Below are 18,949 nucleotides of genomic sequence, written 5' to 3'. Positions count from 1 at the left end.
TCTATCCTTGAATGTCGTACCGCGCCGTGGTAGATTAACCGGCAAATCAAAAGGTTCAATTTTTAAACGGCGTGTTCGACGAAACATTTCAAAAAGGCGAAAATACGGTTCTGCGCGAAGCCGGCGTTCATTTTCGCAAAGCATACGAATTGCAAATGGCCGGGCGCTTACAGGACGCGATAGATGAATATCAGCGTTCACTTGCGTTGCATCCGACGGCAGAAGCGTTGACATTTATGGGCTGGGCGTATAGTCACCTCGGTGATTATGCGGCAGCGATCAGTAAATGCGAAGCCGCCATCACTGTAGATCCCGACTTTGGTAATCCTTATAACGATATCGGCGCCTACCTAATCTCGCTCCAACGATTGGAAGATGCCATCCCTTGGCTTGAAAAAGCCAAACATGCGCGTCGTTACGAAGCCCGACATTATCCTTTTTTTAACCTCGGGCGGATTTTTGAAATGCAGGGACGCTGGTTTGAAGCGATCGCCGAATACCGTGGCGCTTTGCATCTCTATCCCAATTATCAATCCGCCAAAGACGCCGTGACGCGCCTGCAAATTCTCATTGACCGAAGAAATTAATCCAAAACAACGGATATTCACGTGACACGATTTGTGATCCTGCTATTTCTATGGGTAAACGGGTACGCGTATGCTCAGACCAAAGTGCTTGACGTGGTGTATCCCCGCGAAGGCGTTCTGATCGGATCAAATGATTCTTTATTTGTTTTTGGGTGCGTCAAAGTCGCACACCAGTCGCTTCGGATTAATACCATGTCAACGCCGACACATGAAGACGGTGCGTTTATTCAATTTTTGCCGATAACCAATGTCCAAAAAGACTCGGTTTTTCAAATGCGTTTTGAAATCAAAACAAAAGATTGTACGATCGTACGCTATCATCGTGTGCGTATTCCACTTTTACCACGACCATTAGATTCTGACAGCCCACAAATTGATTCGTTATCACTTAAGCCGTCGCGTGTGCACCGTCTCCAGACAGGTGATGATATTCCGATCGCCTGCCGTGCCACCCCGCATGCGTCGGTTGAATTTATTATTATAGATTCGAGCGGAAAAATAATAGACGGTCCTTATCCGATGGCTGAATACGAAACGGATAGGATGGATGATTTTCCCAATGCGGTATACGGTGAAGATCGTGATACACGTTCGGAACCGATACCGGGCATGTATTCCGCGACGTACCGTCTTCGTGAGGGCATATCGTATCAACGGTCTCGTGTTGCGTTTCGTGTAGAGAAAAAAAAGAAATCGATCACATCCGTCGCGCGGGGTTTCATTGATCTTTGGCCCAAACATGAGCGCCTTGTTGCTGAATTAAATGGGCCTTACCATCAACCGCGTACGATGCCCGGGCAATCGTTTTATTATTTTTTGCAAGGTGGATTACGCGTGTTGATTGACGGGAGTATCGGGTCATGGCGGCGCCTGCGTTTTGCCGAAAATCACTCCGCTTGGGTTTCGGAAGATGAATTGACCTACGCGGCACCCGGGACACCGGTGCCCGCAAGCACCATACCCGTAATTCGTGTGCGTCGCGATGAACGTACATCAGTGATCAAACTTACGATGTCGGAAAAACTTCCGTATCGCGTCGAACAAATTTCGCCGGTAATGTTCAAACTGTTCGTCTACGGCGGCAAAGCGGATACAGACTGGATACGATTTGAAACGGAGGATCCGGATATCGCGCAGATTCATTGGTCGCAGCCGGAACGCGACGTGTTTTGTGTGACGGTCAGCTTACATTCTCCTTTGAGCTGGGGTTACGAGGTGCGCTACGAAAACAGCAATTTGGTATGGCGTATTTACCACAAACCTAAACAAACATCGCTCAAAGGTTTGCGCATATGTATTGATCCCGGGCATACCAAAGATCCGGGTTCTGTCGGGCCGCGCCGTACGACGGAAAAACAGGCTAATGTCGAAATTGCGCAATGGTTGAAAAAACTGCTCATCGCCGACGGGGCGGAGGTATTGATGACGCACGACGATACGACGAAGGGTTTGACGTTGTACGAGCGCGTGCAGTTTGCCGATGCGAATAATTGCGATTTATTCGTCAGTATTCATCACAATGCCTTACCGGACGGTGTTAATCCGCTCCGTTCAAACTTCGGTCACAGCGTGATTTATTATCATCCGCACAGCCGGCTCTTGGGAGAAAAAATACTCGAATCTCTCGTAAATAAAGTTAAATTACCAAACTACGGTGTCTTTCAGGGCAATATCGCCGTAGTGCGCAACAGCCGCATGCCGGCGGTGCTCGTGGAAAACGCATTTATCATGTTACCGGATCAGGAGAAAAAAATCCGCGATCCCAAGTTTCAGCAAACGTGCGCGGAAGCAATTCGCGACGGTTTGCGGCAATTTATGAAATAAACCTTTGGTGCTTTATGCCTGAACAGACGGGGAAAACTATTATCGCGGTGGATGACAGCGAACTCAATCTCATGATGATGCAGAGTTTTCTGGAACCGATGGGTCACAATGTCATCGTCGCCACCAACGGTAAAGATGCGCTGGAATTGATTCGCACTGAAAATCCGGACCTGATTTTGCTGGATGTGATGATGCCGGAAATGGACGGCTTCGAAGTTTGCCGTCGAATCAAAAGTAACGACAGGACGCGCCACATCCCGGTGATCATGATTACCGCTTTGGATAAAGTCGAAGATAACGTCAAAGGTATCGAAGCCGGCGCGGAAGATTTTTTGACCAAACCGTTTGATGCGGTGATTCTCGCCGCGCGTATGAAAGCATTATTGCAATCGAAAGCGTTATTTGACGAAATCGCCAAATTGGAACGGCTCAAAGAAGACATGACAAGCATGATCGTGCACGATCTGCGTACACCGATGAGTTCCATCAAAATGTCACTTGAGTTTTTGCGCGATAATATTCACGAAGAGAAGTTACTCGATTTTATCAGCATCGCGTCTGCCGATATCGAAGATTCACTGCTGCTGATCAATAATTTGCTGGATATCGGCAAATTGGAAGCCAACAAGATGGAGATTCGCAAAGAAGACACTTCTCTTTTAGATATGCTGCGTGACATCGCCGGACGGGCCAAACCGCTTTTGATGCGCGGAGGATTGCAATTGAGCGTACAATCCGATCGGGATGAGATATTTTGCGAAGTGGATAAAATATTAGTCGGTAGGGTGGTTACCAATTTATTGGCCAATGCGATCAAATTTGCCGAATCCAAGAGTACGATCATACTGGACGCGACACAGCTCGACAACGGTGACGTTGTTTTTGGCGTGGTCAATCAAGGCACGAATATTCCGGAACCGTACAAAAAAACCATTTTCGAAAAATTTGGTCAGGCTAAAGATCAACATAACAAAGCCGGTACCGGCTTAGGCCTGACATTTTGTAAACATGTTGCCGAAGCGCATCGCGGAAAAATATGGGTTGAAAGTCCGCCTAAGAATTTTCCGAGCGGCGCCGCGTTTTATGTTCAGCTGCCATTACGATGAATAGATTCCTTGTGACGAAAAAACAAGGTTTGCGTTGTGATTTCCTCTACATCATTTCCGCCCGTAACCGTTATGAATGATCCGATAGACGAAGCTTTTATTAACCGCCGATTGCCGCGGCGTATGATCATTCGCCATAAAGATGCGTTTGAACGCATGTTTCAGAATGGCCGACGGAGAAACGGGCGATTTGTGCAACTGATCATCGTACCGCAAGAAGGCGCGAAGGCATCCGATTTGATGGCTGCTTTTGTATGCGGCAAACGTATCGGCAATGCCGTGCAACGCAATCTGTATAAACGTCGTTTGCGTGAAATTTTCAGGAAAAACAAATTTCATTTTCGCGGATGGCATATTTTATTAATTGCTTTTCCGGCGATTCGCCATGCGAAGTTTGAAGAGTTGGAAGCGGATGTTTTGCGTGCCGCGGAAGGATTTAGATTATGAGCGGAACATTATACATCGTCGCGACACCGATCGGCAATCTGGAAGATATCACACTGCGAGCGATCCGTGTGCTCAAAGAAGCCGATACGATCGCTTGCGAAGACACGCGTCAGTCAAAAATTTTATTTGATCATTACGGTATCACGGCACGAACGGTCAGTCTTTTTGAACATAATGAACTGCGCCGAATACCGGAGATATTACAACTGCTGATGTCCGGAAAATCCGTGGCCGTGGTTTCCGATGCAGGTACACCGACGATTTCAGATCCGGCATTCAAGCTGGTACGCGCCGTGCGGGAAGCGGGTTTACCGGTTTCCGCCGTGCCCGGGCCCAGTGCCGCTTTGGCGGCTATATCGGTGAGCGGTTTACCCACGGATCGATTTGTATTCGAAGGTTTTTTACCGCATAAAAAAGGCCGCCAAACACGATGGAAAATGTTCGCGGAAGAAGACCGTACGATCGTTTTGTATGAATCGCCATTTCGTGTGATGAAAACGCTGTCGGAAGCGCGCGAATATCTCGGCGAACGCCCTATGGTCGTAGCGCGCGAGATAACCAAAAAATTCGAAGAAACGGTTTCCGGTACGCCGTCGGAATTAATCGCGCATTTTGAAAAACATGCACCGCGCGGTGAATTTGTCATCCTGATTGCGGGGAAGAAATACGCCGAAAAAGCGTTGATGTCGGAAGAAGAAAACGAAGAAAATTAAGTTGTAAATAAATACAGAAAGGTTACGTCATTGGAACAACTCATTTATCTGCCGGTTTTGATTTTAGCCGTCGTCGTACATGAATGTGCGCACGGTCTTGTAGCCAAATGGTGCGGAGACGATACGGCCTATCGCGAAGGGCGTATTACACTCAATCCGATCAGCCATGTTGATTTATGGGGAACGATCATCGTACCTCTGGTACTGGCATTGAGCAGTGCAGGGTTGATGTTTGGTTGGGCCAAACCCGTGCCCGTAAATTCTAACAATTTTCGTCACTTTCGCAGAGACGATATTTTAGTTTCGATGGCCGGACCCGCATCTAATTTTATCATCGCATTCATATCGGCACTTTTCATCGTTTTGTTGTCCTTAGTATGGAAGGCCGCATCACCGGATTCCGCGTCGAGTTTGCAATTCGGTGAATTCGCGCTGACAATTCTTAAATACAGCATTCAAATCAATTTGTTGCTTGCTTTGTTTAATTTGGTTCCGATTCCGCCGTTGGATGGTTCGCACGTTGTTGCAAGTTTGTTGCCGCCCCATCTTGGTGAGCAGTATCGCAGTTTGGGTTTTATCGGATTATTTATTCTCGTCGTGATGATGAGCCTTGGCGTGATCAATGCGGCGATCGGTCCTTTTTTTGCATATTTACTTGAGATGCTCAACGCGTTTATCGTGATGTTAGCGAGTTAGATTGCATGCAACTTCAGTTTGAGTCACGTACGTTGCATTTGCGGCATCCGTTTATTATTTCGGGTTCGCAGTATTCGGAAAAAATTGTTTTTACGGCGACGCTGATGCATGACGGTATCGTAGGACGTGGCGAATCTTCGCCATCGCGTTACTATGGTGAACCGCCGGAATCCGTTCAGACGATGTTATCGGACACCGCACGATGGATCGGCGACATATCCTCGCCCGCGGATATTCAGACTTTGCACGAGGTGCTACTTCAAAAATATCCGCATCAGCCGTCAGCCCGCTCGTGTGTGATCATGGCGGCCTACGATTGGCTGGCACGATCCTGTCAAATGCCGCTGTACCGGCTTTGGGGATTAAATCCTCATAAGACGTGCCGCACATCATTTACCATCGGTATGGATGAACCCGATGTGTTGACCGAAAAAGTCAAAGAAGCGGAGGCGTACCCTGTTTTGAAAATAAAACTGGGGAACGGCGATGAAGATTATACCATCATGCAGACCATTCGACGCTGTACCGATAAAACCATTCGTGTAGATGCCAACGAAGGCTGGCAACGTGACGAAGCCATCAAAAAAATAACCTGGCTTGCCACCCAAAACGTAGAGTACATCGAGCAACCTCTGCCGAAAGAATCGTTAGAGGATATGGTATGGCTCAAAGCGCGTTCACCATTACCTCTGATTGCTGATGAAAACGTCATGACGTCGCGGGATATTCCGGGATTGCATCACGCATTTCACGGGATCAATCTCAAATTGGACAAGTGCGGCGGAATGTGGGAAGCTTTACGTATGATACAAACGGCGCGCGCTTTGGATATGAAAATAATGATCGGCTGTATGGTCAGCACTTCGCTAGCCATGACGGCCGCGGCGCATCTGACGCCGCTGACGGACGAAGCCGATCTGGACGGCCATCTTTTGATTCGCGACGATCCTTTTCGTGGTGTAACGATCAATCATCAGGGTCAACTTATTTTACCGGAAAGCGATGGGATCGGCGTCACAGAACAAGGTATTCATTAACCGTGTTACCGCGATTACCCAAGCATCGTCATTTTTCATACACCCCGCGCCGGTATAAACCGGAAGCGGAACCGACGTCTCGTAAATCCATCCGGTTTCGACGTAATGATACCCGCAAACCCTCGATTTTTCGATGGCTATGGGTAGTACTTATTATACTTTCGCTTTGGCTGATTTTAAAAAATCTTGCTATACAATAGCAAAAATGTTACTTTCACGCGTTTATCAGAATTTTTTTTGTGATTCTTCTTCGGAGTTTATGGAATGATACAAATAGGCGAGATTCTCAAACAAGTACCTTTCTTTCGCTCGCTAGGTCGCGATAGCATTGATTTTATAACTGAAAAGCTCAAGTTCAAACAATACAAAAACGGTACTCCCATTTGTAAAATCGGTGATCCCGGTGATAAAATGTGGATCGTTTTGAGCGGTAAAGTCGCTGTCAGCGCAGCGAACGGCGAAGTTTTAGCACAGATCGGGCAAGGCAATTATTTTGGTGAAATGGCATTGCTCACCGGTGAACCGCGTTCGGCTACCGTATCGGCGGCTGATGATACGGAAACATTTATTTTGGACAAGGATGACTTTGATATCATTTTAGAAAAGTATCCTTCGATCTCCATTGCCATGAGCAAAATCATGAGCCAGCGTCTCCGCGAGACGAACGCCGTGGTTTCCGAAAAAGCCAAAGAACTTAAATCGCAAGCACCCGCGGGGCCATCCGGCAGCCTGCGTGATAAACATATCACCGAAGTCCTGGCTTTTTGCGAAGCCAATTCGCTTACCGGTGCACTCGAAGTATCCAATGCGGGTCAAACGGCCGTGATCGAATTTGAAAAAGGTGTTTTGCAAACGATTAAGTTTGGCACACTGGGTGAAGACGAAGCGATGGATACGCTGATGGGTTGGGAAGACGGTACATTCGTCGTCAAGCCGCGTTTGATTGCGTTGGACGGACTGAGCTCCGGCGGTTCAACGGAAGCGCCCAAACAAGAAAGCAAAAAAACCGGTTCAATACTCGTGATCAATCACAGTATGGTGGTTCGCAAAGTTCTTGAAAAAAATCTAAGCAGTCTTGGTCACACGGTCAAAACAGCGGACGGCATCACCGACGGGATCGGTGCGTTGCGAACCGTCAAACCTAATGTGATTATTTCAGATTTTAAGTATGATGAAATCTCAGGATATGATTTTTGTATGCAGATCCGCGAGACGGCTAATTATTTGGATATTCCGTTTATCTTCATTACGGATTCGAGTACAGACTCAGCTGTTGTGAACCAATTAAAAAGCGTGTCTAATTCGGCCGTGGTGGATGCGCAAGACGTTTCGCATATCGCCAATACCATTGAAAAAATGCTGCCTTAGTTCATAAGGCGTAAAAATTAAGAAGCTGTATCCGGCCGTTGTTTGAGATCATTTCGTGCCGTTGAATACATTCTGTTATAGCTACAATAACGGAAACGCGTATCAACAGACACGACTGAGTCGAATGCCAGATACAGCTTCTTTTTTTATGCAAATTTTTTAGGCGTCGTATTTGTTATCACTTCAGGCTCTCTATTAATTTTTTAGCGGCTTCGTTTCCGGGTTCAATTTCCAAAACTTTTTTAGCGTAGGATTTTGCCACATCAATGTGTTTGGCTTCTTGATGAAGTGTGGCGAGCGTTATAAGCGTTCGTACAGAGTTGGGAAAATGCTCATTATTGAGTTCCACCAAAGCGATGGCATCGGAAGGGTCGGTTGCTTTTTTGATGCGTGATGCCGTGCGCAGCAATACACCTTCTCTGAAATCATACGTAAAACTTCCATAATATGCGCCGCGCAGTGAGCGGTATTGGTTTTTGACCGAATCAATGCCTGATGTCGCATACGTCGAAGCGAGTATATCTTCAATGCGTTCCGGCAGCGGTGCGCCGCGATGGCATGTGACGCACGTGACATCGAGCGGTTTGGACTTGTTTTCATTCGCATGGGCGATATACGTTTCGTTGATGACTTTGACCATCGTCATCATTTTCCGAGCCGTATTTTTAGTTTCTTTGGCATCGGAGACAAAATCAAATGTCGAGAGCGATTTGTTATCTTCACCGACATGGCAATACACGCAACGAACACCAAGCCCATTGATAAATTCAGACATAGTTTTTCTTAATTCGGCGCCACGTGTATTTGGCGGAAGAACCTGCAGGTTTTTTGATGAGTCCGGCCATTGCCAATTTTGTGCTTGGGCATACGATGCGACAGATAAAAAAGCAATCATTAAGAGACTACGCATAGGAGGCTCCTGAAGTTAAGTGGTAGGGTATAAAGGTATAATAGGTGTAATCAGTTCCTAATACGCAATTAGGAACTGCAGGTTGCACGGACGGTTTCTTTTCTGGAGCTTTTTTTAGACAATTCTGACGCCATGTTACGTTGCGCAATCCACTGGCCGTACATTTTTCCGGCTGAAACGAATTTATGTAATTTTTCGATTATGCGTTCCGAAAGATGGCCTGGCGGGGATGATCGAAGCGGTGTGCCGGGCAGCGGCATAAACGTATGCCCGTGAATTCGAGCACCCATATCGGTTAATCGTTCCGCCAATTGCAGCGAAGCCGTGATATCCTCTTCTGTTTCGTCAGGGAATCCGAAAATAAAATCCACATTGGGTAAAAAACCGGCTTCGACGGAATAACGTACCGCCTGTTCGATGCAGGCGACGTCGTGCCCGCGATGCATGCGGTCGAGCATATTTTGTGAACCGGATTGAGCGCCCATGAGCAGATTATCATTGTGTACATATTTTTTTAACACCCGGAGAATATCCGGTGTCACGTGTTCCGGCCGCACCTCCGAAGGAAACGTTCCAAAATAAATACGCCCGCGATCACCCAGAACCTGTCGCACGCCTTTCAGCAACGCCTCGATAGCCTCTGGTTTGACCGATGCGTCATCGGAACCGTAGGACAAGGATGTCGGTGTAATAAACCGAATGTCCCACGCGCCGTTTTCTTTCATAACCTGAACATAACGCATTACCGAAGCGACGGAACGATGACGAAAGCGCGCTTTCATCATAAAAGGGGTCTGACAAAAACTACAAGCATAAATGCAACCGCGTGTTATCTCAATAGGATTGACACGTACCCATCGGTCTGCAAACGGCGGGAAATCATCGAGTTGTATCAACGGCGGCGGCGGATTACGTTTCCATGTTTCTCCGTGGATAAAAGCCAATCCGGGTGTGGTGTAGACATCATCCCCATTTAATAAACGCCGCAGCAATTCGACGATGATAATTTCACCCTCGCCCATCGCGACCCAATCAAATCCCATACGGAGCGTGGCGTGCGGTTCGGAACTGGCATGCACGCCTCCCGCGAGGTGTGTTATGTCGGATGTATGCGGCTGTTCTCGAAACCAATGGAGGTCTTCTTGTACGCCGGTACTATGCGTAGAATAAAAAGACCAACCTACGACGACGCGGTGACCTTGATTATGTGCCGATAAGGCTTTGAGATAAAGTTCGTCGCGTCGAAAAGCTAATGCGATATGCAGACGCGGATCTTTAATGCCATGCTGTACGGCTCCGATGAGAGTATTCAGCGCGTACGTATTGACACCTTTGTAATATATAAGAAGCGTGAGCGGTTGCATAAAATGATATTCATAAATTTTTTGACGACAAACAATGTTAAAAACTATACCGGCCTATTGTTTTATTTAGTCAAAATATTAATATTGTTGAAGGTTTTCACATCGCGGGTTCTAATTTCTTTATATAAAATTATGCTACGATTTGTCGTCTCATTATTCATAATCTTTGTGCTGAGGCCAACTGCGCACGGGTTGGCACTTGATCCGCAACGGACGCTGTCGCAATATGTTCAGTCTTCGTGGACCACGGAGACTGGTCTTCCTCAAAACACAATTCACGCTATTGCTCAATCGCACGAAGGCTATATTTTCTTCGGGACTTATGAAGGCTTAGTACGATTCGACGGTGTACATTTTACAGTATTTGATCGTCGTAATACGCCTCAGCTTTTGAATAACGGTATTTTATCTTTGTTGTATACGCGTGATAGTACATTGTGGATCGGTACCAATGGCGGGGGTTTGACCCGTTTGCATCGCGGACTTTTTACGACGATAGATATCAATTCCGGGCTCCCGCATCGTATCGTGACGGCTATAGCCGAAGGAGAAGACGGCACCTTATGGATCGGCACGGCGGGTGGCGGTTTGGCGGCGTATTACAAGGGAGAGATCAAAGTGATTTCTACCGATCAAGGCCTTACCCAGCTCACGGTTAACGCTTTGTGTGTGACGAAAAGCGGTATGTTGTGGATTGGCACCAACGGCGGATTATTCAGTATACCGGGCAGTCGTTTTTCCGATATATCGGGTTATACCGTTACGCGGCACTCCGATCCGAACGGTTCCTCGTTGACGAGTATTCAAGCTATCACGGAAAGCCCTTCGGGCTATATGCTGATCGGTACCAATGGTTCCGGCGTCTACACGTATCGGCATGGCGCATGGTCTTCTATCACCTTACGTGGTGCGCTGACTGTCGGTGCGGTGTATGCGATTCGTTCCGATCCCGACGGCTCGGTTTGGATCGGTACCAGCGGAAGCGGATTAAAACGTATCGCATTCATTCAAATCAACAGCGAAGGTTTGCCGCAATCCTATACGGTAGATGAAGCGTTTACCAATCAATCGGTCTGGAGTTTATTCGTTGATCGCGACGGGCATATCTGGATCGGTACCAATGGTGGATTGCATCGTCTGATGAACGGTCCATTCACAACCTATACTACTCAAGACGGCTTGCCCGATGATTACATTCGCGCTGTTGCTATGGATCGAAATAATGATCTGTGGTTTGGTTCGCGCGGCGGATTGACACGCATGCAGTGGGCGCAGGGCAAGCCGGTATGGCGCACGTTTACGCCGAAAGACGGGCTTTCGAATATTTCCATTTTGTCGCTTTTTTCCGAGCCCGATCAATTGTGGGTCGGAACGTACGGTGGCGGACTCAATCGTCGCTCCGGTGAACAAACGCAAGTATATACAGAGAGTCACGGTTTGGGAAGTAATGTCATCCGAGCGATTGCAAGAGATGTGTACGGTAATCTTTGGGTAGGCACATCCGGCGGAATATCTATGGCTTTAGCTCCGGACTTGAAACATGCACAGCCGCACAATATGCTCTTCCGAAAATTCACTTCACGCGACGGTTTATCCAACGATCACGTATATACGATCTTGCCGGATGCGGACGGCAGTGTCTGGGTCGGTACGATTTCCGGTCTCAACCGTATCAGCGAAGGCCGTATTCAAACATGGCATAGCGGCGCTTTTTCATCGAATATATTGGCGATGTTTCTCGAGGGGGATTCTGTTTTATGGGTTGGTACGGACGGCGGATTGGTGCGGGTCAATAAATCATGGCTGATCAAAAACACAAAAATTCCGTCACAAAATAAATCGAGTGAATTGACCATTTTAACGGTGAATGAGGGATTACACTCCGATAAAATTTTTACGATCCTATTCAAATCACCATGCGATCTGTGGATGAGCTCCAATCGCGGCGTTTTTATGATATGCAAAGATCAGGTAGCCGCCTTTATTCGAGGAGAAATCCCCACGGTTCACAGTTCATACTACGGTATTGAGGACGGCCTCAAAACCATACAGTGCAACGGTGCGTCGCAATCACCGGGCATTATCGGCTCGGATGGTACGATGTGGTTTGCGACGGCCGGCGGCCTGAGCAGCATCAAAACGGAATCGTTGACCGAAAATGCGCAGGTTTTAATTCCGATAGCCGAATATATCATCGCCGATCAAAAACAGTATTGGATTCCCGCTGACGCCTCGTCTATTGATTTACCGCCGGGTACGCAACATGTTGAGTTGCACTATACGGCCTTGGATTTTGCTGAAGCCAGTAAAATCCGTTTTCAATATCGTTTGGATGGGTTGGATGAAAATTGGCATCTGGCCGGATCACGTCGCGTGGCGTATTACACCAATGTGCCTCCGGGTTCCTATGCGTTCGAGGTCAAAGCGGCGTCGGCTATGGGTAACTGGTCTTCCAAGCCGGCGGCGATTCGTATCCATGTCCAAGCTTTTTTTTATCAGACACTGTGGTTTTATGCATTGTGCGCCGTGCTGGCCGCCGTATGCGCATGGGGATTGTATCACTGGCGTGTACGTGTTTTGACCGCAAGACAACGCGAATTGCAAAAAATAATAACTCAACGTACGACGGAATTAAAAGAATCGCAGGCGCAATTAGTTCACTCTGAAAAAATGGCGGCCCTCGGTCGCATGGTGGGCGGTATTGCGCATGAGGTTAATAATCCGCTGACCTTCATTTACGGCAATCTTCATTTTTTACATGCCCATCAAGCGACGTTTCGCCAACTACTTAAGCTGATCGAACAGGGTGGAACAGCGGAACAAAATCAAAATATGCTCAAGATTTTAACGGATGCCGGTTATGCTTCCCTGGATGAAGCGGTGGATGAAACCGTTACCTTGATAGATCAGTTTAAACACGGCGCAGATCGTATTCGTAATATCGTAATCAGTCTTAAACATTTTGCCAGCGTCGAATCATCGGAAGATGAATCCGTGGATGTGCATGAAGGGCTTGAGGCGACCATCAAACTTCTGCAAGCGCAGAACCAACTGCCCATCGAATACTATAAAGATTTTAATGACATTCCCAAAGTGCACGGATTGAGTGGAGAAATCAATCAGGTGTTTATGAATGTATTGATAAATGCCGTACAAGCGATTGAGGGGCAGTGGCGCAAAGGTGTTACGCGGTCCGGTCATATTCGTATTCGCACGGAGTCATGCCGGCTTCATGCTAAAGAAGCAATTCGCATACGCATTCGCGACGATGGAGAGGGGATAGCGGAGGAGCATCGGTCTAAAATTTTCGATCCGTTTTTCACGACACGTACGGTGGGCAAAGGAATGGGTTTAGGGCTCACGGTTTGTTATGGAATCATCGAACGTCACAAGGGAAGGATATACCTCAATCCGGATCAACGCGAAGAAACCGAAATCATCATCGAACTTCCCGTTAAAGCCGAATAGACTTCCGATCTGAATTATTACCAAAAATTTTATTTTAGTTTGCTATACGTACGCCATATGCCATTTTTTACTGTATGGTCTTTTCGTAATGAATCAAGCGTTGATGAAGTTCCCGCGCTGAAGTTAAACAGTTATCGTAATAAGCTATTTTTTGTTGCATCTGGCGTATGCTGCCGATCAAAGTATTGCGAAATTCGGTTGTTTTGTAGAATTCCTGATTTTCTGTACGCAGCATACTAAAGTCTACGGAACGGAATAAGATCGGTACGGCAAATGTTTGTATGAAGTTTTGCCCCATATTTTCTACCAGAGACCGGTATTCGAACTGTCAGTACGTTGCAATTAATGCTTGACGCACTTCAAAATCACGAATAACGGATAGTCCTCCGGAAGACTTGAGCATATCATACGTTGTTTTAGAGGATGCAAAATTAGAAATATTGAGCATGCGTATCGCATAAAGTACCGACGAGTCTGCAGGTACTCTGTTTTGCTGAATCAGCAGATCAAAGCGAAGCAGCGCTTCCATATTCTTTTTATTTCGGCGTAACGCATCTGATAAGCTGAGAGTATCGGCTTGCACTTCTTGTATTAATGCGTGCACGCTTTTGATTTCCAATTCATTTTCTTTGCGCGCATCATTCCACCGATCCAGTGCAAAGGCGGCGGTAATGCTGATGAAAATTGTAAACCACTCCGCCGCCAATTTTTTCCATGTTGAGCTTGTATCAGCCATTTTTAGAATTCCCCTTCATATTACGGTAGCTTAGAGCCGCGTGCGCTCCACCACGGATGGATTTCATATATCAATCGTCCGGCCTGTACGGCGGGGTCTTTCTCCACTTCGGTTTTAGCTTCTTCCATCGTTTTGACGGTCAGAATGAGAATGCCGCGCCAGTCTCCGTTATCACCGAACGGTCCTGCAATGGCGAGTTTGCCTTCGTCGGCCATGCGCGTAATATTACCCATGTGACCTTCCTGCAATTTCATAGCCGTCACTGAATCTTGACTACGATTAGGACCTTTTTTGAGCATCACAAAAAAATACTCACGCATTTCGTACTTGGGTTTGTTTTCCTGAGCAAAACTATTTGCTGAAAAAATCATTGCGACCAGCACGATCCATTTCATAGGAAATCCTCATTTAGATTTTGTTAAATGCATTTATAGTGAATTTAATTTTTCCGATGCATTCGGGATTTTGCTCATGGCGCGTTCGGTCAACGCTGTGATCGTAAGCGATGGATTGACACCGGGATTGGCGGAGATCGCAGAACCGTCGCACACGTACATGTTTTCATACCCAAAAACACGATGATCTTTGTCAATAACGCCTTCGGATGCATCACGTCCCATGACGCATCCGCCTAAAATATGTGCTGTGGTCGGAATGCCGAGCAATGTTTCCGTCAGCAGTGCGACCGGTTTACCGTTGGTTTCTTCGGCAAATTGTTTCGCCAGTGATTGCGCTTCCGGCATGAATACGGTCGGCGCGGTGCCTTGTTCCATCGCGGATTTCATACCCCATGATCCGAGAGAAAAGCGCAATGTGCTATTGATCGTCTGCATAAAAAGAAGGATCTGCGTGCGACGTGCCCAATCTGAAACGAAATATATCCGCGCATTGCGTATGGGATGGCGAAGTATATCCCACAAGGCTTTCGATAAACGTGTAACCCAGTTTTTTCCGGTGGTCATGGGTGACCCAAGTATTCTCCATGCACCGGAACCCGCCGGGTACCGTACCGGTTCGATATGGCTGTGCTCATCCGTATGCAAAATGGAACTGATAGCTATGCCCGTGGAAAAATTGGTGTTTTTATCAAACGTCGTTACTCCAAGTAAGCTTTCAGAATTGGTGCGAGCCTGGCATCCGATGCGATCCGACAAGCGCGGTAAGTGTTCTTTTTTCAATTTAAGTAATAAAGGTACCGTGCCCATAACGCCACCGGCGAAAATGACACCTTTTGTGGTTACGTTCTTTTGTTTAGAAAACCACCGGGTCGAAGAACGTATCGTGATGCGATAACCCTCGTTGCCGTTGTTATCGTTCAGAGGAGTGACCGCAATCGCTTCCGTTTCTGCTTGGATCTTCACGCCGAGATTCTGAGCGAGATGCAAATAATTTTTATCTAATGTATTTTTAGCGTTGAAGCGGCATCCGAGCATACATCCGCCGCAATAGTTGCAGCCTGTGCGTTCCGGGCCTTTTCCGTCAAAATAAGGGTCCGGCACGGTTTTGTCAGGTTCGCCAAAAAAAACGGCTACTTGCGTTAATTCGAAATGATCGGCTTTATCCAGCTTCTTAGCCATCCGCTGAAGCGCAAAGTCACCCGCGTCCATGCGTGTGTTGCGTGTAGCACCGAGCATGCGAAGCGCCAGCGGATAAAACGGTTTTAATTCTTCTTTCCAATCGGCAAGATGAGACCAGGAAGGCGAAGTAAAAAAATTTTCTTTGGGCACCGGAAGAGTATTGGCATATACCAGCGAACCGCCGCCTACACCGACACCGGAAAGTACGGTGACGTGGCGAAAAAAAGTCAGTTTGAATAATCCAAAACATCGCAGTAGTGGAATCCACATCCACCGTCGCACATTCCAGTTGGTCATAGGAAAGTCGCTTGCGCGAAGGTGTTTTCCCTTTTCGATTACAAGTACATTGTATCCTTTTTCGGCCAGACGTAACGCAGACACCGAGCCGCCAAACCCGCTTCCGATAATGACAAAATCTACATCGTGACGCATATCATTGTATCCGGTGTAATTCCGTGCAAGTCATAGTATGACGAAGTTATTCAACGTGGTAATGAATGTAAAGAATGCAATGCAATAGTGAAAGAAACATTCGGTGTATTGCGTTATACTTTGGATTCCACTACATTGGAACCGTTCACAAAAATTTTTGCACGAAAGATGTATGAAGTTCGTTTACTTGATGGCTGTCGGAATTTATGTGTCGTTTATTACGAACCAGTCCGTATATGCGGATGTAGCGCCGATGCAAACCGCGGTCGGTTTTAATTTATCCATTCCGGGCAAATCGCCTTTGATGCCGAGCCAGAGCATGGCAAAAAAAGATGTGCCGACAAAGTCCGTGGGCGTCGCTATGACTCGTGAGTCGGTCTCGATCGTATTGTATCCTACGATGATGGCTGTGCATGCCGATTTTGAAATGGAAAATCTCAAATCCGACGATATATCCATGACCGTGGGATTTCCGCTTCAGACGGCTTTAATGTCCGGTTTTCCGATGGTTGATTTTCGTGTGCTAATTAATGGCACACCTGTCCAGGCACGTTATGAAATGGTAACTCAAGCCATCGAACCCGGTCACACCGTGCGCGAAACATGGTGGTTGTTTGAAGTCACGTTTTCCAAAAAACAAAAGACTTCCATAACCGTCGAATACCGTCAACCGTTTATCGGGCGTAGCCAACAACGTTTGTTGCATCAAGGCCCTTCGGCCGATTCGTCGTATGTTATACATGCCGGTTATGTATTTCGTACCGGTGCTTTGTGGGATGGACTCATCGGTGAAGCCGAACTCAATGTACGTACAGTTGGTTTGGAAAAAAATGAGATGCTTGTTTTCTTTGACGGTGTAAGCCAATGGCCTGAAGACGGGCGCTGGATCAAAAAAAACTGGGAACCGGCATCCGATTGGTTTGTAGAAATCGCTGTTCATCCGCGTCGTATTTCAGCCATGCGGGAATCCGCATCGTATGATGTGACCGGATTATCGTCCATAGCCAAAATGGAAGATCATTTAATACGATTTTCACGCATGGTATCAGAGGTCGGAGATTCCGAAAATGTTGATACTCAGCTTCCTTCATTGGAAGCATGGAAAGATATCGTTGAGGTTGTCAAATCAGCGGCAAAGCAAAATTCGGATACCACATTAAAATCGTGGGCGAATCGCTGTTTAGCTATTTGGCGACAACATTTGCTTCGCAGTATGAGCCTAAGTCGCGACGCGACCCAACTGGCTTATGCATTGGAATGGCTCAATCCGGATCAAGCGCCGTCGGAAGAAATGAATGAATTCAATCGGAAAATAAAAACCAAACCCGAGCCCGGATCTGCATTGCAACGCGTTCCTGCGGATAAACATATCATGTTTTATCTGACATATCCGGATTATTCCAATACGGTTTTTACCGATTCGGAATTGTTTTTAAGTGTCGTGCATGAAAAAATAAGAGGGGAACGTTTTTTGTTTTTCGGATCTATTTTCGGTGGGATGTGTATTATTTTTGTCGTCCTTATTGTGCGAACCATAAAGCGCAGGAAAAAAACTACGTCCTAGTTTTTACTTAAACGGAAAAATGTATGGAAAGTAATTCATTAGACTTCATGCGCGCGATCGGTGCGGCATCGGCGGTGTTTGTTCCGCTGATTGTTTTTTACCTTCAAAAGCGGGATAAACTTCAAAAGACGAAGTATTTTATTGATTTGGTCAAATCGCAGGACGAACTCATCAAAATTAGAGACCAACACGCGTCCCAAAGCGGCAATGACATCGTGATGATGAAGATCAATTCGCTCCTATCGGAAATCGAAGATGAAATCAATCATACGGTGGACCGGGAGCGCATCGTAAGTTTTCTCCTTTTCGTTTTTTTGGAGGTGATCGTGCTTAGCGCATTGATCATCCAATGGAGCGATTATCTGAACAAAATCATTTCCGGCGCTTCGTATGAAAGCGGCCTGTTTTTCCTTGAAGGGATATTTCAGACGACAACGGCCCGTTTGATTTTGGCTTCGATGATTGTCAGTCTTTCTGTTTTTCTTACGATCAAAAGTGTAAAAAAATGGGTTGACCGTATCAATCGCCCCAAACTCAGAACGACGATGCTCGTGCTCGGCTTTAATGGCGTACTCATTGTCGTGGCCATCGTTACAAGTCTGATCCTGGCTATACTTGATCCGATCATTCCATTGTGGTAAAAGGAGCAAACCATGCGAGTTAAGTTGTACCTGTTAACGTTTTATTTTTTGATTTCATGCAGCGCACCGACATCTGAAAAGACGGATTCCGAGGCGGTTAAAAAAGCTATACAGTCCGCCAATCGCGAATACATGCAGGCCTACGAAAAAAGTGAAGCAACCCGCATAGCCGGACTATTTGCCGAAGAAGGTGTCGTATTGCAGGCGAATATCGAACCGGTGCGCAGTAAATCGCTGATTGAGCGGCAGTTTGTTAATTTATTTGACCAATCACGTTTTACGGATGTGCGATTTAAAACTACGTCCATCGAAGTAGGGCAGGATATGGCCTCAGAATACGGTACGTACAGTTTTTCCGTGCAGCCTTTGGGACTAACTCCGGCTACTGTGTCGGGTTCCTATCTTGTGGTTTGGAAAAAACAGAATGACGGTTCGTGGAAAATTTTAGCGGAAATGCGTCAACCGAATATTTGAATGGA

Annotated in this window: 18 protein-coding genes; 12 read left to right on the top strand and 6 right to left on the bottom strand. The window is 46.7% G+C overall.

Annotation, left to right across the window (positions count from 1 at the left end):
* The first annotated feature begins 155 nt into the window (after positions 1 to 155).
* From HUU58_08050 to HUU58_08015, 8 genes are all read left to right on the top strand, one after another.
* A complete protein-coding gene (locus HUU58_08050) occupies positions 156 to 587 on the top strand; it encodes a tetratricopeptide repeat protein (GenBank protein NUN45622.1) in 432 nt (143 codons plus the stop codon).
* Positions 588 to 608: 21 nt separating this feature from the next.
* The gene (locus HUU58_08045) at positions 609 to 2,411 is read left to right on the top strand and encodes an N-acetylmuramoyl-L-alanine amidase (GenBank protein NUN45621.1); all 1,803 of its coding nucleotides are present in this window, start codon (positions 609 to 611) and stop codon (positions 2,409 to 2,411) included.
* 14 nt (positions 2,412 to 2,425) lie between these two features.
* Positions 2,426 to 3,517: a response regulator gene (locus tag HUU58_08040; GenBank protein NUN45620.1), complete on the top strand. Its 1,092-nt coding sequence runs from the start codon at positions 2,426 to 2,428 to the stop codon at positions 3,515 to 3,517.
* 123 nt (positions 3,518 to 3,640) lie between these two features.
* Positions 3,641 to 3,964 (top strand): ribonuclease P protein component, encoded by a 324-nt coding sequence (gene rnpA, locus HUU58_08035; GenBank protein ID NUN45619.1) that lies wholly within the window; start codon positions 3,641 to 3,643, stop codon positions 3,962 to 3,964.
* Entirely contained in the window at positions 3,961 to 4,677 is a 717-nt protein-coding gene (rsmI, locus tag HUU58_08030; protein ID NUN45618.1) for a 16S rRNA (cytidine(1402)-2'-O)-methyltransferase, read from the top strand. Before rnpA ends, rsmI begins: the two co-directional genes overlap by 4 nt.
* A 30-nt stretch (positions 4,678 to 4,707) precedes the next feature.
* Entirely contained in the window at positions 4,708 to 5,373 is a 666-nt protein-coding gene (locus HUU58_08025) for a site-2 protease family protein (protein NUN45617.1), read from the top strand.
* Between the two features lie 5 nt (positions 5,374 to 5,378).
* Positions 5,379 to 6,410, top strand: coding sequence for a dipeptide epimerase (locus tag HUU58_08020; protein NUN45616.1), 1,032 nt, complete (start codon positions 5,379 to 5,381; stop codon positions 6,408 to 6,410).
* 264 nt (positions 6,411 to 6,674) lie between these two features.
* A complete protein-coding gene (locus HUU58_08015) occupies positions 6,675 to 7,778 on the top strand; it encodes a cyclic nucleotide-binding domain-containing protein (GenBank protein NUN45615.1) in 1,104 nt (367 codons plus the stop codon).
* 178 nt (positions 7,779 to 7,956) lie between these two features.
* Here HUU58_08015 and HUU58_08010 read toward each other — a convergent pair whose 3' ends face one another.
* Positions 7,957 to 8,688 carry a c-type cytochrome gene (locus HUU58_08010; protein NUN45614.1) on the bottom strand — a complete coding sequence of 244 codons (732 nt, stop codon included), beginning with the start codon at positions 8,686 to 8,688 and terminating at the stop codon, positions 7,957 to 7,959.
* Between the two features lie 68 nt (positions 8,689 to 8,756).
* Positions 8,757 to 10,052 carry a TIGR04013 family B12-binding domain/radical SAM domain-containing protein gene (locus tag HUU58_08005; protein NUN45613.1) on the bottom strand — a complete coding sequence of 432 codons (1,296 nt, stop codon included), beginning with the start codon at positions 10,050 to 10,052 and terminating at the stop codon, positions 8,757 to 8,759.
* Positions 10,053 to 10,220: 168 nt separating this feature from the next.
* Between HUU58_08005 and HUU58_08000 the strand changes: the two genes are divergently transcribed.
* Complete coding sequence (locus HUU58_08000; GenBank protein NUN45612.1) at positions 10,221 to 13,520, top strand: hypothetical protein; 3,300 nt, start codon at positions 10,221 to 10,223, stop codon at positions 13,518 to 13,520.
* A 67-nt stretch (positions 13,521 to 13,587) separates the two neighbouring features.
* Here the strand turns inward: HUU58_08000 and HUU58_07995 are convergent, their stop codons facing one another.
* The 4 genes from HUU58_07995 to HUU58_07980 form a co-directional block, all read right to left on the bottom strand.
* The gene (locus HUU58_07995; protein NUN45611.1) at positions 13,588 to 13,755 is read right to left on the bottom strand and encodes a hypothetical protein; all 168 of its coding nucleotides are present in this window, start codon (positions 13,753 to 13,755) and stop codon (positions 13,588 to 13,590) included.
* A 93-nt stretch (positions 13,756 to 13,848) separates the two neighbouring features.
* A complete protein-coding gene (locus HUU58_07990) occupies positions 13,849 to 14,256 on the bottom strand; it encodes a hypothetical protein (protein NUN45610.1) in 408 nt (135 codons plus the stop codon).
* Between the two features lie 20 nt (positions 14,257 to 14,276).
* Complete coding sequence (locus HUU58_07985) at positions 14,277 to 14,651, bottom strand: hypothetical protein (GenBank protein ID NUN45609.1); 375 nt, start codon at positions 14,649 to 14,651, stop codon at positions 14,277 to 14,279.
* A 33-nt stretch (positions 14,652 to 14,684) separates the two neighbouring features.
* The gene (locus HUU58_07980) at positions 14,685 to 16,265 is read right to left on the bottom strand and encodes a GMC family oxidoreductase (GenBank protein ID NUN45608.1); all 1,581 of its coding nucleotides are present in this window, start codon (positions 16,263 to 16,265) and stop codon (positions 14,685 to 14,687) included.
* Between the two features lie 172 nt (positions 16,266 to 16,437).
* On the opposite strand from HUU58_07980, the gene HUU58_07975 reads away from it, so the two are divergent.
* From HUU58_07975 to HUU58_07965, 3 genes are read left to right on the top strand one after another with little or no spacing between them, the layout of a single operon-like run.
* Positions 16,438 to 17,829, top strand: a complete 1,392-nt coding sequence (locus HUU58_07975; protein NUN45607.1) for a hypothetical protein — start codon at positions 16,438 to 16,440, stop codon at positions 17,827 to 17,829.
* Between the two features lie 23 nt (positions 17,830 to 17,852).
* A complete protein-coding gene (locus HUU58_07970; protein ID NUN45606.1) occupies positions 17,853 to 18,470 on the top strand; it encodes a hypothetical protein in 618 nt (205 codons plus the stop codon).
* A gap of 12 nt (positions 18,471 to 18,482) precedes the next feature.
* Positions 18,483 to 18,944 (top strand): nuclear transport factor 2 family protein, encoded by a 462-nt coding sequence (locus HUU58_07965; GenBank protein NUN45605.1) that lies wholly within the window; start codon positions 18,483 to 18,485, stop codon positions 18,942 to 18,944.
* Positions 18,945 to 18,949: the final 5 nt, after the last annotated feature.

This window comes from bacterium, from assembly GCA_013360215.1.
Lineage (GTDB): Bacteria > CLD3 > CLD3 > SB21 > SB21 > JABWCP01.
The sequence above is the reverse complement of the archived record's forward strand: the minus strand, read 5'-3'. Positions and strand labels throughout refer to the sequence as shown.

Coding starts and splice junctions, on each gene's coding strand:
- HUU58_07995 (NUN45611.1), bottom strand. CDS start 13,755: ATGCTGCGTACAGAAAATCAGGAATTCTACAAAACAACCGAATTTCGC.
- HUU58_08050 (NUN45622.1), top strand. CDS start 156: ATGGCCGGGCGCTTACAGGACGCGATAGATGAATATCAGCGTTCACTT.
- rnpA (NUN45619.1), top strand. CDS start 3,641: ATGATCATTCGCCATAAAGATGCGTTTGAACGCATGTTTCAGAATGGC.
- HUU58_07965 (NUN45605.1), top strand. CDS start 18,483: ATGCGAGTTAAGTTGTACCTGTTAACGTTTTATTTTTTGATTTCATGC.
- HUU58_08020 (NUN45616.1), top strand. CDS start 5,379: ATGCAACTTCAGTTTGAGTCACGTACGTTGCATTTGCGGCATCCGTTT.
- HUU58_08005 (NUN45613.1), bottom strand. CDS start 10,052: ATGCAACCGCTCACGCTTCTTATATATTACAAAGGTGTCAATACGTAC.
- HUU58_07980 (NUN45608.1), bottom strand. CDS start 16,265: ATGCGTCACGATGTAGATTTTGTCATTATCGGAAGCGGGTTTGGCGGC.
- HUU58_07990 (NUN45610.1), bottom strand. CDS start 14,256: ATGGCTGATACAAGCTCAACATGGAAAAAATTGGCGGCGGAGTGGTTT.
- HUU58_08015 (NUN45615.1), top strand. CDS start 6,675: ATGATACAAATAGGCGAGATTCTCAAACAAGTACCTTTCTTTCGCTCG.
- HUU58_08040 (NUN45620.1), top strand. CDS start 2,426: ATGCCTGAACAGACGGGGAAAACTATTATCGCGGTGGATGACAGCGAA.
- HUU58_07975 (NUN45607.1), top strand. CDS start 16,438: ATGAAGTTCGTTTACTTGATGGCTGTCGGAATTTATGTGTCGTTTATT.
- rsmI (NUN45618.1), top strand. CDS start 3,961: ATGAGCGGAACATTATACATCGTCGCGACACCGATCGGCAATCTGGAA.
- HUU58_07970 (NUN45606.1), top strand. CDS start 17,853: ATGGAAAGTAATTCATTAGACTTCATGCGCGCGATCGGTGCGGCATCG.
- HUU58_08010 (NUN45614.1), bottom strand. CDS start 8,688: ATGCGTAGTCTCTTAATGATTGCTTTTTTATCTGTCGCATCGTATGCC.
- HUU58_07985 (NUN45609.1), bottom strand. CDS start 14,651: ATGAAATGGATCGTGCTGGTCGCAATGATTTTTTCAGCAAATAGTTTT.